The organism is Heliobacterium chlorum, assembly GCF_014502795.1.
Taxonomy (GTDB): Bacteria; Bacillota; Desulfitobacteriia; order Heliobacteriales; family Heliobacteriaceae; genus Heliobacterium; species Heliobacterium chlorum.
The window spans coordinates 1-15,589 of record NZ_JACVHF010000013.1 but is presented as its reverse complement, the minus strand read 5'-3'; the positions used below and the strand labels follow the sequence as shown (position 1 = coordinate 15,589).

Below are 15,589 nucleotides of genomic sequence, written 5' to 3'. Positions count from 1 at the left end.
CTCATGTAATAGTACAGCAATCGTTAACATTTCCCTCAGACAAAGCCATCCCAATATCCCCAATAATCCGCTCTCGCAACAGATGAACATCATTCATAGTAATATCGAAATTCAGAACATGCAACTTCATAGTGCGCCCTTCTACATCGAACGGAATGGACGCCAAGGGATTTGCCCATCGAACATTATCCTTAAACTGGGGATACACCAGGAACAGGTTGTCGCAATTGTAACGAACAGCATAAGCGATCAGTTGATACACGTCCGATTGGGCCGGTTTCACGGTACCGACGGTCACCGGATTTTTATATTTCGCATCGAGAATCATTTGGATCGCTTTACCTTCCGACCCTCGCCGCGCCATGCCAGTGCTTGACCACGGGAGGGATGGTAACCACGTCGCCGGGGTGCAATGCTATAACGGAGAGCAAATAAAGAAAAACTGGACCTTCTTGCCTGTACCGATACAAGAAGTGGTCCAGTTTGTTTGCCGGGAAATGTATGTCCACAATGCGACTTTATTCTCCTAAACGGGCCTTCTGGAAAGAGTACGGATTTTAACTTCATGCTCACCTATGATTGCAGTCATGGATCGCTGATCCTCTTGAAGATCGTCAATCTTACGACTGATGGTTTTCAGCATCCCCACGATATCGTCTTCTTGGCTACGCTCCATGCGATCCAAGCGACGATGTATTTCCTTTTGGCCTTCTTTTAGCTCCTTCAATTCTTGGAGCACAATGCGTTGAAACTCCTCGTTGTTCACCCTTAAATCCCTCCCAGGGGGCTACTTTTCAAGTACATCCAGTATAGCACGTTTCTTTCCCAGTTTAGCACGTTTCTTTCTCTGTTACGATGTGGCTGCACTGGATTTGACGCCTAACGTTACGCCTACGGTAGTTCGACAACGTTCGAAATAGTGAGAAAAACGAAGGCCAGGATGATTGTCCTGGCTTTTTGCTGTGGATTATCGGATTTTGTGGTGCAGCGTGGTGGAAGTGACGCTGAAGTCTGGAATTTGGTGTTGAGGGCGCCCGCCGATTCAACGTTTCGAATCGGCGGGCGCCCTTTTTTCGTTCCACGGTTACGCAGCAGCACTCATGATCTCGGAGCCGTTCTAGGTCGGCGTCGGTGAGTTCAGTTAGCGGGATTTTTGGCTCACCTTAGTTACAGATTCGTCCGAAGAGGATCGACCGGGTTGGCCGCTTTGGCCTGGAAGACAAAGGAGCCCAGAAAGTACTCCGAATCGGGCTTTTCCATCATGGCATAGGTGAGATCATCGAGGAGTTCGACCACTTCATCGGCGCCCCACACATAGGGGCGTTGGTACTCAGGGATGCGAAACCACATATGAGAAAAAATATCTTTGATCAGGATTTTTTCGCTTTTGATTTCTCCTTTGCCGGACATGGTACGGTTCTCCTTTCTTTACTTCAATAATCCCCTTCTACGATGCGTCGAATATTCCTGCCACAAGGCGCCTTCACCAGAGGGGAACTCACGTAAGAATCTTAAATTAACCTTGAGAAGAAGGGACTTGTAACTCTAATCGCTTCTTCAAAAAATGATCCAAACCAATACTTTCAAATCGTTGAGCAAAGTCTATAGTGATGAGTCGGACATGATTGTGGTTCGCTTGAATCTGAATTAGGTTCTCTTCAAGCTATATTAGGTTCTCTGTGGCTGTTCAAAGTTCTCTCCGGACCACCCAAGGTTCTCTCCGGACAATAGATTCAGGTCTCCATCGCCACCGTGGAAAAAGAAAAAGCTTTCGCCATATGGGGGATGCATTGCTTAGCTTAACTGCAGCAAAAGGCCCTGTGAGACCTCTTTCCTTCTCACAGGGCCTTTTCTTGTTCTCATCGAAGGTCTTATAGCGGTAGACTTCATTCCGGCGAGTACAAATTGCCACAACACTTTTTATATTTCTTGCCACTGCCGCAAGGACATGGATCGTTTCTGCCGATTTTGTTGAATTTCCCACTCTTAGGAAGAGGCCGTAAATTAGGCCTTTCCTTCATGTTAAATATCTCGCTCGGCGTGTGTCCATTATTTTCCCAAATCCTCGTATTGTTTGCCAAATCCATGACTCGCCGTAGCACTTCATTTACTTGATCTTCATTCTTAAAGATCACATCTTCACGATTAAAGACGTTAAAAATGAGTTCCATTGAAAAGCAATTTTCACATATGCCCTGAACTTCTTCACACAGTTTTTCTGCTTTAACCTCATCACCCTCAAAGATGTTCAGGGTTAAATAACTTCGTAAAGCCTCATACTCTTTCGTAACTTCAAAGTAGGACTCTTCTTTATATTTCAAAAGCTCTTCTCGCTTCGGAATATAGAAGGGCTTACCCTTACGCTGCCGTAATTGTTCTTCAAACTCGCCAACCTTCATAATCGCTTCAGCTACAAAATAATTGCCATGAATCTTCACAAAGTTATCTGTTAGCTCTTGATTCGCTTGATGAACAACATCGTTCATCATCTCTATATCAACCTTGTCATCATTTTGCAGGTTATAAATATCGATCACTTTATCCTTAGGGACCAGACCATACAGATGGGTGAGAGAAATTACGTAGTCAAGCAATAAATTGTTTTCCACGCCGGATAATGTATGTTTAGAATTCACAATAATACCCCATTTTCTAAAAGTTATATGACTCCCTATCTCCATGGCTCTCTTCTCTACGCTGCTCATCACGGTGGCCCATTCGTAAAAGGAGTCTTCTCTCGCATGATAAAGGGCCATGGCTTCTTCGTCTCTTCGTAAATCGTTCATCCGCTCATAAGCCGCTTATTGCAACATCCCTTTGGGCTACCTCCTTGCGGTTCCCACGCGTAACGTACTTGTCATAGAAGTAAAGCCAGCGGTGCAGTGGAGTATTATCTAGATCGTTAGCACCATCGAAGCGAATTAAACATGGACTCGGACTATCCTTATCTATTCTAACAGATTCTCTTAATTTGAAATCATAAACATATCGGGATGTTGTGCGATGGCTGTTCAAAAGCTCGCATAACCCTTCGTTAATATCTCGAATTGCGTTTGTAACTTTATTTCTAATGCCTTCTCCATCTATAGGGTATGCCTGTCCAACTCCTTTTACGGAGTACCTTATCATTTAACCTCAAAAAAAGAAGAAGCAACTCGTTTTATCGAACATGCGTTCTTGAGATTCCAGGAGATATTGGGAGGTATTGGAACATATGTGCCAATCAATAGTCCTAATCCGCCCTCAGAGGGTTTGTCCAATTTCCATTCCTCTGGTACATTAAACCCGTAGCCGGCACAAACAAATGTTCGGAAAGGAGGTCAGAAAGAATGGCTATCAACAAATCCGCTGTCACCGCCAGCCTGCGCTTATCGGTCCAAACGGGCACGAACAGCAAGGGGGAGCCGCTGGTGCAAAACCGGGATTACAAAGGCTTGAAGCCCGGTGCCACCGACGTAAATGTCTTTACCACCGCTCAAGCCCTGGCGAGCTTGATGAGTATCCCCGTCAGCCGTATCTCCCGGATCGACCAAAACGCCTTAGTGGAAGCCTAAGGCCCAGTGAGGCTGGACAAGCCCTTTAATAACCGTACCTCAACGCACATAAAACTCGACCGGGCGGAATTCAGCATCCCCCGCCCAGCCTCTCAAGGAGGTGACAATTCGATGGCAACAAAAGAAACCCTTGAACTGGTCTTTACCAACCAACTGGGCCGTGACGTGGTGCTGCGAGTCCGCGACCCCAAAGCGGGCCTCTCGACGGACGAAGTAACTACCGTCATGGATACCATCATCGCCAACAACGTGTTCACGACCTCAGGCGGAGACCTGATCGGCAAAAAAGACGTCCGCATGGTCTCCTCAAACGTGACCGACCTGTACAACCCGTAAGAATAAACCCGGGGATACGGCAGAGAAAGAACCATCCCCATAAAAAAGGGACCGGGAACTGAAAGATAGACATCGTTCCCGGTCCTCTCTGATCTTCAACTTAAATCTCTTTCACTTCAAACGACATCAAGGAGGTGCAAAAGACGTGGACGGTCTCCTACAGTCCGTGGCCAATGTGGGGTTTCCCGTGGCAATCGCCTCGTACCTGCTCATTCGCATGGAAGGACGGCTCGAAACGCTGAGCAGCGCCATCAGCGAACTTGCCAAGAACGTGGAAATCCTGAAGGAACAGGTGTAAGAAATCGTGAGCTCCTGCAATGAGTTAGCAGGGGCTTTTCTTTTGATATGGCAAATTGTTTTTCTTTCTTTGGTGCATTTCATTGTCCACTACTCATCTTCAGTAATATCAATCATTCTCAATTGGAACTTCCAACCTTCCCATGACGACATCATCTTGCCGAATTCATCCCATGTAAAAGTACGTCCATCTATAACTACTTTGGGCCCTTCCGCGTGTGGACTTTCCTCGTATTCTACACGTCCACGAACTGTTCCTGGGTAGACAAAGGCCGGTAGTCCATAGTTAAAGGAAAGAGACGGTTCGGCTAATACTCGTACAAGTTTAGCCATCAATTTTTCATAGATGATCTCTTGAGCTGTACCCACTGGCATTAGAACGGATTCCTTATAGCCTACAGTCTTTTCACCATTTTCGTCTATCCACTCAGTGGCTTCTAGTGCCATTCCATTCGGTGTGAGCAGACTCGCTATTTCAAAGGTATGGCCTTTTCCCTCAAAATCACTCAGCGTAATCCGATTATTCTGAATGGGGCTAAAGGGCACGCCCAATTGTTTGGCCATAATCTTGCTGAAACAGTCCCTGCAGATTTTTTGGTTACTAGTGCCTTCTGTAAGGTGAACCATTGCCTGTTGGAACGTTTCCTGACCGCAGTGTTCGCATAAAAACTGTTTGATAAATACCACCCCTATCAACTTCTAGCCCTGTTTGGATTATCGGCTCGTAAGAGTTGGCCCAAGGTATACATAGGCACTGTGCATCAAACCTCTTCTGTCCATACTGTACAAGCTCCCGATTATATAAGTTGTCTCTTGAATGAGGTTCAGAATTTAATCGGTAACATTTTTCTCGGACAAATCCATCCCAATATCCCCAATAAGCCGATCAAACCGAAAAGGTACATTCATGTTTCAACGCAGGCAAATATAGACAGGGTAAGTGATTTCACGCAATAATGTGGTAAAATATGAAATATATTGAGATATTGTATCGCTAAATCCATGAAGGAAAGATAAATTATGAAAAATGGGAGTGAGCAATGTCATGATTTTAGAAGTACCGGAATTTGAGCCTAATATTTTAGAGCAAATGCAGGGGATATTGAAAAAGCTCCCAGATACCCACCCCAAATACAAAAGAATTGAATCAGATATGCGTAAACTGGCAAGTGGAAATGCCGGCGAGAATAACATTGCCTACCATATCAAGTTCTGGTTCGGAAATAATCATAATGTCATCGGAGTACATAACTTAACTCTTGAACAGGATGGGCGGAAAGCTCAAATCGATTACATTCTTGCGGTTCCAGCCGGGTTCCTTGTGATTGAAAGCAAATCAATTACACAACATATCCGAATCGATAACTTAGGCAACTGGGTGAAAACTGATGCAAAAGGAACCGCTCAAAACAAGGGAATGTATAATCCAGTCGAACAGAACCGTCGTCACATCGCCGTGTTAAAGGATTTATCCAACAAAATTTGCAACTCAGAGACTACTATCCCCTTTGGTAATGTTATCGTTCTTTCAAATCCTGATACCATTATTGAGGGATATAAACCCAGTAAACAATATTCCGTATTAAAGATTGACCAACTACGAAACTTCATCGAACGTTGTTTACAAAGACCTGCTGTGCCTTCACAACCCGGTCCACTTGAACTTATTCAACAATTTACCCAGTACCATATTCCAAGCCAGTGCAACTTAATGGAGAGATACGGTCTTGATTATCGGGATTTGCTGCCTCTAAATGAACGTGTTTCTTTTGATATTGAGTCCAAGTCAATTAAATGCACCTTTTGTGACGCTAGAATGATTCTGAAGAAGCGTAAAGACAATTTATTTTGGGGCTGCAGTAATTACCCTTCATGCAAGAATATCGTTCCGGCACAGATCGTTGCCCTAGTTAGTAAGGATCGTATAAACAAACATGAGAAAGATAAAAGCTTTCTATCATCACTGTTTTCAAATCCAATCCGAACTTGCCCGGTGTGTGGAAGCTCGTTAATCATTAAAGAGAATCGCAAGGAAAAATACCATTCTTGCCCGAACGCAACTCTGTGTAAATATTATCGGGAGAAATAGAAGGAAGCGCCTTGGTCCGCTTCCTTCTACATTTCCTATATTTACGTTCAGTACTTTCACATGGAAAAATAAATGACATTAGAAACTGGTAACCATTCTTCTTGGAAGCAATTCGCAGATCTTCAAACCATCCATTAGTAAAATATTGTTGTTTTCCGCCAATCTTTTGGCGTCATCATCAAAGTCATCGGCCAATGACATCACACAACCATCCGCATCTGGTTCGGTTTTCATCATTTGAAGCAATTGTTCTACAGCCCATTTATCTGTTTTTCCAACATGCTTCTTCACTTGAACGAATAGTTTCACCTGACCGTTTTCAAAAGGAGACTGGTCCTTTTTCGAATGCAATAGAAATCGATATCCCCGCCTTTACCGTCGTATTTGTTCCGTCCAATAATCGTATAGCCGTTGAATTCCAATAGATCTTTACATATGTTCTCAAAGGAAATGCTGCTTAGACTTGGGTTCATTAGGTTCAGACTTTTCTTCAATTCCTCAAGAATCCGCTTATACTCTTTTTCGAGAAATTGTTCTAAGCTTGATGCCGGGAAGTCTGTTTGGGGATTCTGTGTTAACGCGCCAATGATTTTCTCAAATTCAGAAGTATATTGTTCTATGGGAAAGATAGGTAGGCGCATCCACTGTAACTTTCCATACCAAGCGGTAAGGTCACTATGATACACACTAATATTCTCATCGAGACCGAAAGCGTTTTTTATCTTAATTCTGTGATTAAGATGGGTTTGGTCATTCGGCAAGTAATCATAACAAGTAGGGAAATCGCCATCGACCACAAAGATAGACACACGTCCATGTTCGGGTAGATGGGGTACAACGAGCAGATCGCCATCTTTAAAGTCTCTTAATCGTGATAGATTAGTGGGTATCCGGGTGCTTGTCATGCCATAGTAGTTCTTGCATCGCTCAACAAAATCGGACCGTTCCACTCGCAGATCGTAGTCTCCGCCTCCCCACCCCTGGGATAAGAGGCTTTCTTCTCTTATTCTTCGAATCACTTCTTCCTGTTCATTACGGTCATAACGGACATTATAAATCATGCCCGTCACCTCGATCAGTATATTTCCAGTTCAATAATTTTCCTGTTCGACAACGATATGTAATCTCCCTGTTACTCGCCTATTGCAATTCCATGTGGTCGATAAATTCGGCTTAGTTTCTTTCACCGGGATTCGGTCCAAAACACCTGCGACCCTCGTTTACGAATGGCCCTTTGCGCTTGCCAAAGCAAACGACCACCATGAGACGCCGGATTGGTTCGCAGTGGTAGTCCCGGAGGCGTCATCGGTCTCGTTCGTCTCGCCGCCGTTTGAGGCAACCGACTCCATTGAATGTTGTCAAAATAACCTAGTGGCACGGGCACGCATCATCACTCCTCGGTAATGTGTGGCTTTTTAAAAGCGGTGATATTCATTAACTTTTGCTTGCTTCGTTCCTGTTTCCCCATGGCTTTCTCCAGATCGTTCATCGTATAACTGGATTCGCCTCTTAACACAGTCGCTCGTAATCGGTGTTTGTCAATATAGTTGACGCATGGACCTATGTAAACTTTAACGTATATGCAACCGCCGGTCTTGACAAATGTGCTGTGAAATAAGTCACCCCGACCGACGGACATACGCCTGTGGAACATTAGCTCTGGTCGGCTTTGCTCAGTCTAGCACATTCGTCAAGACGCTTCGCTTCGCTCCGACCGCAAGCGGCAGCTGCCGAGTTGCTTAGCATCCGTTTTACGAACCGACCCCCTCCCTCGGGAATCCGCCTGTGATCTTCTTTTATCGGATTTAGGGCCACGTTATCAATCAAAGCCCAGTTTCGGGTTCCTCTCGCCCAACGTTCGGGGTGACGGTTCCGAGCTTCTTCGTATACCTTGCGGCGTTTTTCCAAGATCTTCACGGCGCTTCCCTCATGACGTTGTCGAGGTGTAACAAATTGCAAACCGCTGTGCCGGTGCTTTTCGTTATACCAGTAGACAAACTGACTCATCCACTTCCGGGCATCTCGTAGGGTCCCAAATCCTTTGATGGGTAGTCCGGACGGTACTTGCACGTTCTGAATAACGACTCGGAATACGGGTTGTCGTTACTGACACGAGGTCTTGAAAAGGATGAACTGACCCCCAACTTTTCGAGCTGAACAAGGAAAGAGGATGCCTTCATGGGGCTGCCGTTATCGGAATGGAGCACCAAGGGTTGTCCTTTAATCTTCTCTGAAATGACTGCTTTTTTAACCAATTCAGACGCATACTCTGCGGTTTCCTTCTCCCAAATCTCCCAGCCCACGATGTATCGGCTAAAGATGTCTAAAATCAAGTACAACCGATAATAGATGCCCTGGGCAGGACCGGGAAGCCAACTAATATCCCAAGACCAAACCTGGTTGGGGGCTTTGGTAATGTGTGTTTCCGGTGGATGCGAGCTCAGCCGTTTGCTTCTTCCTCGATGGTGTTGCTGTTCCGATTCTCGTAGGATTCGATACATGGTCGACTCGGAGGCGAGATAAACACCTTTATCGGCTAAGTCAGGCACGATTTGAGATGGGGGCAGACTACTGTATTCCTTTTGATTGACGGTGTTGAGAACTTCTTGTCTCTCTTCTTCCGTCAGCTTGTTCTTCGGCACGGGACGCCGTGCCCGTGGTTTTCCGTCGGCAATGTTATCTCCGGATTTGCTCCATCTTTCATAGGTCCTTCTTGATATATTTAGTATGTTGCAAGCCTTTGAAACCCTGGCTCCGTTCGCGTTCGCTTCATTGATCAGTTCTACAGCTGTTTTGCGATCTTGGGCACTGATCATTCGTCCTCTGGCTCCCCCCAAATCGCTTGGACCTTTTTTTGCAAAATCAAAAGGGCTACGGTTTCTGCCAGGGCTTTTTCCTTTCGACGCAAGTCTCTCTCTAGGCTTTTACTGCGTTTTTTCTCCTCGCGTAGTTCCGTCTTTAATTCTTTGCTTTCCGCCGTCTGTCGAGCGTTGGCATGAAGGCAGGCTTCCCGCCATGCTTCAATTTGTTCCGGATACAACCCTTTTTTGCGGCAATACTCACTCAGGGCATTCTCATTCATGGCGTAGGTTTCCATGACAATAAGAAACTTGTCTTCCGAACTCCATTGCTCGGATTCACGCCCGTCCCCTGGTGTTGCGGTTCCGTTTATCCGTGCTTCTCGTCTCCATTTATATAAAGTCACCTAAGTGACACCCGTCTCTTCTGACAATTCGGCTACGGTGGCGTTCTCTGGCGGCATCATCCGACGGATGATGGATTCTTTAAACTCTGGACTGTATTTATGTCCTCGTTGGCCAGTCATGTGTACGTCCTCCCTAAAGGCTTTTTATTATTATAATCCTTTAGGTCCTGCGTCAACTAGCCTAACACAGGGGGTAATACATCCAAACAAATTCGCTCGATTTCGGCATGGCTCTTGCCGGTAAGCCGGGCGGTCACTGATTCCATTGGTAAACTGGGTCCCTTTCCGGGAGACAGTTTTTTTCGCAGCAATTGGCCGATCTGTTCCACCTCTGTCTTGCCGAAGCGGATAATCTCGTCAAAACAACGCCACAATGCGGGATCCAATGATTGTTCAAAATTAGAGACCGCCACTACAAGCGAACTACCTGAAAACTGGCCCAACATCTGCAAGAAAGAATTGACGACTCGTTTTAGTTCACCATTGCTCTAAGTTATCATCTCGGGAACGGCTGATAGCATCAAACTCATCAAATAAGATGACCCAACAGCCTTGAGCCGCATAATCGAAAACCTTGCGCAGATTGGCCGCAGTTTCAGCAAACTGGAAACAACAGCGTCGAAACGTACGTATAGAATCGGGATTCCCAATTCGCGCGACAAAGCTTCCACCGTTGTTGTCCGGAACTCCAATAAGGATGCACCACGATCAACGTTCTTCGGTAGCGGCTCCAGCGGAATGAATGCACCCGGTCCAGCAAGAGGCTTGCCATTTTCCAATATCCGTGCCAGTTCGTTGGCAAGAACCACATGAGTTTTTTCCGCTCTTCAGTCGATAATGTCATTTGCTGCTTCCAAAAACATCCGACGGTCGCCTAGCTTGTATCCGCAAAATTTTTTTCAACAAATCGGCCCTTGCCATCATGCATAATCCTTTCTTAATCCATGCGGCACGACTGAATAGCTGTAAATTAAACTACTTTAAGAAATCTTACCATACACTCTGTAGTACCGTCCCAGCGACACGGGACACTTAGGACAAACTTCCTTCTATTAATAGTATGACTGCGGAGAACAGCTGCAGGAATGCGGGAATCATTTTGCCCCTCCTTATGTGGGGTATCTTCGTCAAAAAAGCCTTTGATTCCCTCGATTCATTTGAGATCGTATAATTCTTTGGACGCTCGTATGATGAACTATATTTCAACGATATTGTTGAAATTCTTTCGTTTTTCCTATAATTTATTTTAATTCCTTACGCAAGTGTAAGTTATTGAAGGTAAATAAAAATACCATGCTATTTCTTTGCATGGTACCAAGCTTTTCGTATTTCATTTTCTGGAACGTTTAGCATTGCTGCCATCTTCTTTATGGTCTCATCACCGGGGCGCATCTTTCCAAACAGAATATTTGATAAACTTGCCGGGCAAATATTTGGGATAAGAAGGAAGCCTTCCATAAATAAGACTTCCTTCCACGCTCTTGTACAACTTACCGTAGGCCCAATAATTTACTAACGCTAAAAAACCGCCTGATTTCTCCTTGGATGATTAGAAACCTATCTTCTTACACACTTCGTATTGAATCTAATAACTGCAGTCCATTTAAGGTTATAAGGTTATGAAACAGTTTTGCATTTATATCGAACCGGCTTATTTAACTTACTTTCGACCAAAACTATTGACCGATCCCAACCCTCTGCGACTGCTCGTTTTAGCCAATCTTGAATTTGCTTTTTTTCACCTTTGTTATTTCGACGAGTTCCTTAACTGTTCTTCCCTTTTCAACTAGTTTACATAATTTAGGAATTACATAACCATACATATCATACTCACCAGCAGGAGGATCTGTACATTGTTTTATCCTATTTATAGCTAATTGAACTTTTGCACTTGCTGTTTAGGTTTCGCAAATGTTTTAGCTTTCTAAAAAAAAATCGGGAATTACAGGTAAAGCCAGCCATTGGGCAAACATATTATATTTTTTAGCAACTTCTTTAATCATAAGAATTACCTCTTTTGACCCAGCTATTGTCTTATTAAGCTCGGAGTCCTTATCATTAAACTTAGACAGAAATCTACGTAGCTTATTTAATGGACGATTGAAGTCCTCCTTTTTACTCTCGGGAGATAAAGAGTCAAGCTCATCAGCGATATCTTTTAGTTTAGGATCAACTGTTGACGCAACTTGATTTATTGTATCTCTTAGTTCGTCAAAATACGATTGTAACTCTGGAAGCTCCAAACTTAAATTAATATTACAGTTTAAAGAGCTCGACTGTTGCTGATTGACGCTTTGATTATTATTCTGAATAAAAGAAGGGGTAAGATTTATTGTCGTATTTAAGTTAATTTCTTTATCACTTAATAATTGGTTTTTAGTTGACATTCTATCTTCCTCTCTTTCTATCCCATTCAGCAATAGCTTAACATCATAATCTTTCCCTAATGTTCCCACAGGATAGTATCGGTGACCCTTTTGCTCACAATAAATTAGATTTTGATATTCTATCGCCTCATTTGGATGATCGGGTAACGGAATCATTTCTTTAACTATTAAATTTGTAAAATTTTTATTAATGTCTCTAAAAGTATGTCTTATAATCGAAAAGTAATCTCTTGCTAAATTACCATTTACTGATATATATATTTTCTTTTCAATTCCGTCAGCCTTAATTAGGGCCCTAGTTTGGTAATCACTATTTTCCAAAACCATACCCGTTTTCCATCTAAGACTTTCTTTGATATCTGACTGCATTCTCACCATAAATCTTGGAATAATTGATTTTGGTAAAAACAAATCATAGTCGAGTCTAAATCTAAGTGAATTTTCTAAATCAAAGCTAAAGTTTGGTTCCTCTACACCAAGTAAATCGGGTACCAAAATATTATTTCCATCTAGACTATAACAAAGTTCAAACTTCTTCATTAACTCGATAATATAATGATGTTTATCTCTCGGATATATAATGGGATCTAATATATCTTCTAAATAAGATAAACATAAAATCCCTTGATTTTTCGATAATATTTCCGAGTTTAAGATTGCATATACACCACCTGTTACCCATCTTGGATTGATAACACTTGTATCTTTTAATCCGATTTCATCAAAGTGTAATGCAACACCTAGGTGATGGATAAATCCTAACAACGCAATTTGGCTTTCATTATCATATATCTTTTCATCCCTGCAAATCATAAGATAATCTTCATGACTAATATAATCACATGTTAATTCTTCTATTTTAAATTTAACATTAAACCACGCTTCAGGCCACATTACTTTTAAATAATCTAGTTTTGACAGCTCTTCAAACACTTTTGAAATTAAATCTTCAGTTCCGTAGCCATTTTTACAGGAAACCTTGTAAAAAGCTTTAATGTTCTTGTACTTTTCTATCAACCATTTTCTATTTACATCAAAAGAGGGATTTTCATCACATTTGTTAATTACAATAATAACCGGAGAATCCCCTCCAAAACTTTCAATATGTTTTAACCAATATTCCGTTTTATCCTCTCTTCTTCCATCCAAAACTAACAAATATATACTGCGTAATGATAAAAAGAATTGATGCGTAGCGTGCATAATTTCTTGACCGCCAAAATCCCAAAAATGAACAATCAGATCTTTTTCATTCACTTTAACTTTCATATCCTTAATAACTATACCATGGGTTTGTGGTTCATTTTCGTAAAAGGGTTCTTTAAAAAATCTCTTTACTAAAGAGGTTTTTCCAGATCCACCTTCACCTACAAGAACAACTTTCACTTCGTTTAAAGGCCGTTTTGCCCCCTGTAGGGATTTAAAGTACGTATTTATGAAATCTTTTCCTTTTTCCAATATTTCAAGTGGAGGTGTTTCAACTGGATTACCTTCTAAACAAATCCCTCCATTAACTTTTTCTTTTCCTTTTCCTTTTCCTTTTAATATGATATCTAAATCTAAACTAGTAATTGATGCTGGTAGTTCTGTAATTCTATTATTTCGAATATCCAATGTTTTTAACTTTTTTAAACTACCAATTTGCCACGGAAGTTTTTTAATTTGGTTGTTTGTTAAATTTAGATGTTCTAGGTTTTGTAACTTACTAATACCTTCAGGTATTACCTTAATATTGTTATTCGATAAAATTAGCGTTTTAAGTGACTTTATCATGAGAACATTATTTGGAATACCTTCTAAGTCACAATTGGGTAGAATTAGTTTTTCGAGGTTTTGTAATCTTACAATGTCGTTAGGTATATAACTAATTTTATTTCCTCCAATCGACATGCCAACTAAAGAATTAATTTTTGTTATTACTGAAGGAAATGTTGAAAACATATTATTGTCTAAAAAAAGATTCTTTAAATTACACAACTGAGCTAAATCACTAGGTAAATCTTTTATTTTATTGTTACTTAGTAATAAGTCACTTAAATTATTTAAGCAAGCTATTTCTGGACATAATTTATTTATATTGGTATGTATTATTATTAATATTTTTAATTTTTTTAGATTGTAAATTGATTTTGGAAGCTCATTTATTTTTATTTTGTCAATTACAAGTTTCTCAAGATTTTCTAAATCACTTATTTTATTGGGTATTGTATCTAAGTTTAGGCCTGACAAACTTAAACATTTTAAATGTTTAAGTTTGTACAGAGCTGAAGGTAATTTATGAACTATACTTTCACCAACACTATTTATGTATAAATCAGTAATGTAATCATTGTTATCTATAATGCAAGTTGCCGGATAAAACGCAATTGTATATGGAAAATGACTACCTTTTTGTTTGGAAATGGAAATTTCAATACCTAGCTCACTTTCTATCTCTTTCAACAGCCTTAAATCAGACATATTTATCCTCCTTAATTGTATCTAATTTACTATATCACTATTTTTTTGTCGAAGTAAGGCTTTTTATGTCATAAAAACAACTTTATTGGTTAAATAAACTTTTTAATAAATAAAAAAGAACCGTAAGGTGTATACCCTACAGTTCAAGAAATTAATATTTTATTTACCTCAATCAGCTCTTTTGCTCCATCAACGCCCGCACCTTCATCGGTAGGCCGAACAGGTTGATGAACCCTTCCGCATCCTTCTGATTGTACACTTCATCCCGACCGAAGGTGGAGAACTCTTCATTGTACAGCGAGTAAGGAGACTTCGCACCCGCCGGGGTGACGCTGCCTTTGAACAGCTTCATCCGCACCAGACCGGTGACCGTTTCTTGAGTGACATCGACAAAAGCATCGATCGCTTTGCGCAGCGGATGGTACCAAACGCCATCGTAAACAAGTTCGGCGTAACGTAAAGCAATCATTTCTTTATAGTGCATGGTAGCCCGGTCGAGGCAGAGATACTCCAATTCGCGGTGAGCCGCGTAGAGAACCGTACCAGCCGGAGTCTCATAGACGCCACGGGACTTCATACCGACGAGGCGGTTTTCCACCATATCGCAGATGCCTACGCCATGAGCAGCGGCGATCGTGTTCAGTTTCTCGATCATTTCAACAGGGCCGAGGGCTTCGCCGTTCAGTTTAACGGGGATGCCCTTTTCAAATTCAATCTCTACATACTCCGGCTTATCCGGTGCTTGTTCCGGCGGCGTGCAGATCATGAACAGGTCGTTTTGCGGCTCGTTCCAAGGGCTTTCCAGGTCGGCCCCTTCGTGGCTCAAGTGCCAGAGGTTCCGGTCCATCGAGTAGGGGCGGTCTTTCTTGACCGGCACAGGAATGTTCCGGGCCGTAGCGTAATCGATGGCATCTTCCCGGGAGCGGATGTCCCATTCACGCCAGGGAGCGACGATTTTGAGGTCCGGAGCCAGGGCTTTGACGGTCAGTTCAAAGCGAACCTGATCGTTGCCTTTACCAGTGGCGCCGTGAGCAATCGCTTCGGCACCTTCTTTGCGGGCGATCTCGACGAGTCGCTTCGCGATGAGGGGACGAGCGAAGGAGGTGCCCAGCAGGTATTTGCCTTCATAGACGGCACCCGCTTTGAGCGTCGGCCAGATGAATTCGGTGACGAACTCTTCTTTTACATCTTCAATGTAGATCTTGGTGGCGCCTGTTTTGATGGCTTTCTCGTTTAGGGGTTCCAATTCTTCCCCTTGACC

16 protein-coding genes and 1 pseudogene are annotated in these 15,589 nt (G+C 42.5%); 4 read left to right on the top strand and 13 right to left on the bottom strand.

Features of this window, described 5'->3' with window-relative positions; genetic code table 11:
• Position 1: 1 nt before the first annotated feature.
• The 4 genes from H1S01_RS12580 to H1S01_RS12565 all read right to left on the bottom strand — a co-directional run bounded on the left by H1S01_RS12580 (position 2) and on the right by H1S01_RS12565 (position 2,786).
• Positions 2 to 364 carry a 5-methylcytosine restriction system specificity protein McrC gene (locus H1S01_RS12580; RefSeq protein WP_188040810.1) on the bottom strand — a complete coding sequence of 121 codons (363 nt, stop codon included), beginning with the start codon at positions 362 to 364 and terminating at the stop codon, positions 2 to 4.
• 162 nt (positions 365 to 526) lie between these two features.
• Positions 527 to 766 (bottom strand): hypothetical protein, encoded by a 240-nt coding sequence (locus tag H1S01_RS12575; protein ID WP_155477612.1) that lies wholly within the window; start codon positions 764 to 766, stop codon positions 527 to 529.
• A gap of 401 nt (positions 767 to 1,167) precedes the next feature.
• Entirely contained in the window at positions 1,168 to 1,410 is a 243-nt protein-coding gene (locus H1S01_RS12570) for a DUF262 domain-containing protein (protein ID WP_188040809.1), read from the bottom strand.
• A gap of 476 nt (positions 1,411 to 1,886) precedes the next feature.
• Positions 1,887 to 2,786 carry a YecA family protein gene (locus H1S01_RS12565; RefSeq protein WP_207732323.1) on the bottom strand — a complete coding sequence of 300 codons (900 nt, stop codon included), beginning with the start codon at positions 2,784 to 2,786 and terminating at the stop codon, positions 1,887 to 1,889.
• Between the two features lie 543 nt (positions 2,787 to 3,329).
• Here H1S01_RS12565 and H1S01_RS12560 point away from each other — a divergent pair.
• The 3 genes from H1S01_RS12560 to H1S01_RS12550 all read left to right on the top strand — a co-directional run bounded on the left by H1S01_RS12560 (position 3,330) and on the right by H1S01_RS12550 (position 4,188).
• Positions 3,330 to 3,554: a DUF1659 domain-containing protein gene (locus tag H1S01_RS12560; protein WP_155477605.1), complete on the top strand. Its 225-nt coding sequence runs from the start codon at positions 3,330 to 3,332 to the stop codon at positions 3,552 to 3,554.
• A 111-nt stretch (positions 3,555 to 3,665) separates the two neighbouring features.
• Positions 3,666 to 3,890, top strand: a complete 225-nt coding sequence (locus H1S01_RS12555) for a DUF2922 domain-containing protein (protein WP_188040808.1) — start codon at positions 3,666 to 3,668, stop codon at positions 3,888 to 3,890.
• Between the two features lie 145 nt (positions 3,891 to 4,035).
• Complete coding sequence (locus tag H1S01_RS12550) at positions 4,036 to 4,188, top strand: YvrJ family protein (RefSeq protein ID WP_170291680.1); 153 nt, start codon at positions 4,036 to 4,038, stop codon at positions 4,186 to 4,188.
• Positions 4,189 to 4,277: 89 nt separating this feature from the next.
• Here H1S01_RS12550 and H1S01_RS12545 read toward each other — a convergent pair whose 3' ends face one another.
• The gene (locus tag H1S01_RS12545; protein WP_188040807.1) at positions 4,278 to 4,874 is read right to left on the bottom strand and encodes a DUF7713 domain-containing protein; all 597 of its coding nucleotides are present in this window, start codon (positions 4,872 to 4,874) and stop codon (positions 4,278 to 4,280) included.
• Positions 4,875 to 5,232: 358 nt separating this feature from the next.
• Between H1S01_RS12545 and H1S01_RS12540 the strand changes: the two genes are divergently transcribed.
• On the top strand, positions 5,233 to 6,276 hold the full coding sequence (locus H1S01_RS12540; RefSeq protein WP_188040806.1) for a nuclease-related domain-containing protein: 1,044 nt from the start codon (positions 5,233 to 5,235) through the stop codon (positions 6,274 to 6,276).
• Positions 6,277 to 6,354: 78 nt separating this feature from the next.
• Here the strand turns inward: H1S01_RS12540 and H1S01_RS12535 are convergent, their stop codons facing one another.
• From H1S01_RS12535 to H1S01_RS12500, 8 genes and pseudogenes are all read right to left on the bottom strand, one after another.
• Positions 6,355 to 6,567: a restriction endonuclease gene (locus H1S01_RS12535; RefSeq protein WP_188040805.1), complete on the bottom strand. Its 213-nt coding sequence runs from the start codon at positions 6,565 to 6,567 to the stop codon at positions 6,355 to 6,357.
• Between the two features lie 14 nt (positions 6,568 to 6,581).
• Positions 6,582 to 7,337, bottom strand: a complete 756-nt coding sequence (locus tag H1S01_RS12530; protein ID WP_188040804.1) for a hypothetical protein — start codon at positions 7,335 to 7,337, stop codon at positions 6,582 to 6,584.
• A gap of 721 nt (positions 7,338 to 8,058) precedes the next feature.
• Positions 8,059 to 9,601: pseudogene (locus H1S01_RS12525) on the bottom strand (IS3 family transposase); the annotation flags it as partial.
• 56 nt (positions 9,602 to 9,657) lie between these two features.
• The gene (locus H1S01_RS12520; RefSeq protein ID WP_188040803.1) at positions 9,658 to 9,894 is read right to left on the bottom strand and encodes an ATP-binding protein; all 237 of its coding nucleotides are present in this window, start codon (positions 9,892 to 9,894) and stop codon (positions 9,658 to 9,660) included.
• 64 nt (positions 9,895 to 9,958) lie between these two features.
• A complete protein-coding gene (locus tag H1S01_RS22555) occupies positions 9,959 to 10,063 on the bottom strand; it encodes a hypothetical protein (RefSeq protein WP_207732326.1) in 105 nt (34 codons plus the stop codon).
• Positions 10,064 to 10,777: 714 nt separating this feature from the next.
• Entirely contained in the window at positions 10,778 to 10,939 is a 162-nt protein-coding gene (locus H1S01_RS12510; protein ID WP_188040802.1) for a helix-turn-helix domain-containing protein, read from the bottom strand.
• Positions 10,940 to 11,397: 458 nt separating this feature from the next.
• Entirely contained in the window at positions 11,398 to 14,328 is a 2,931-nt protein-coding gene (locus tag H1S01_RS12505; RefSeq protein ID WP_188040801.1) for a COR domain-containing protein, read from the bottom strand.
• Positions 14,329 to 14,500: 172 nt separating this feature from the next.
• A partial coding sequence (locus tag H1S01_RS12500) for an argininosuccinate synthase (protein ID WP_188040800.1) occupies positions 14,501 to 15,589 on the bottom strand: 1,089 nt, incomplete at its 5' end.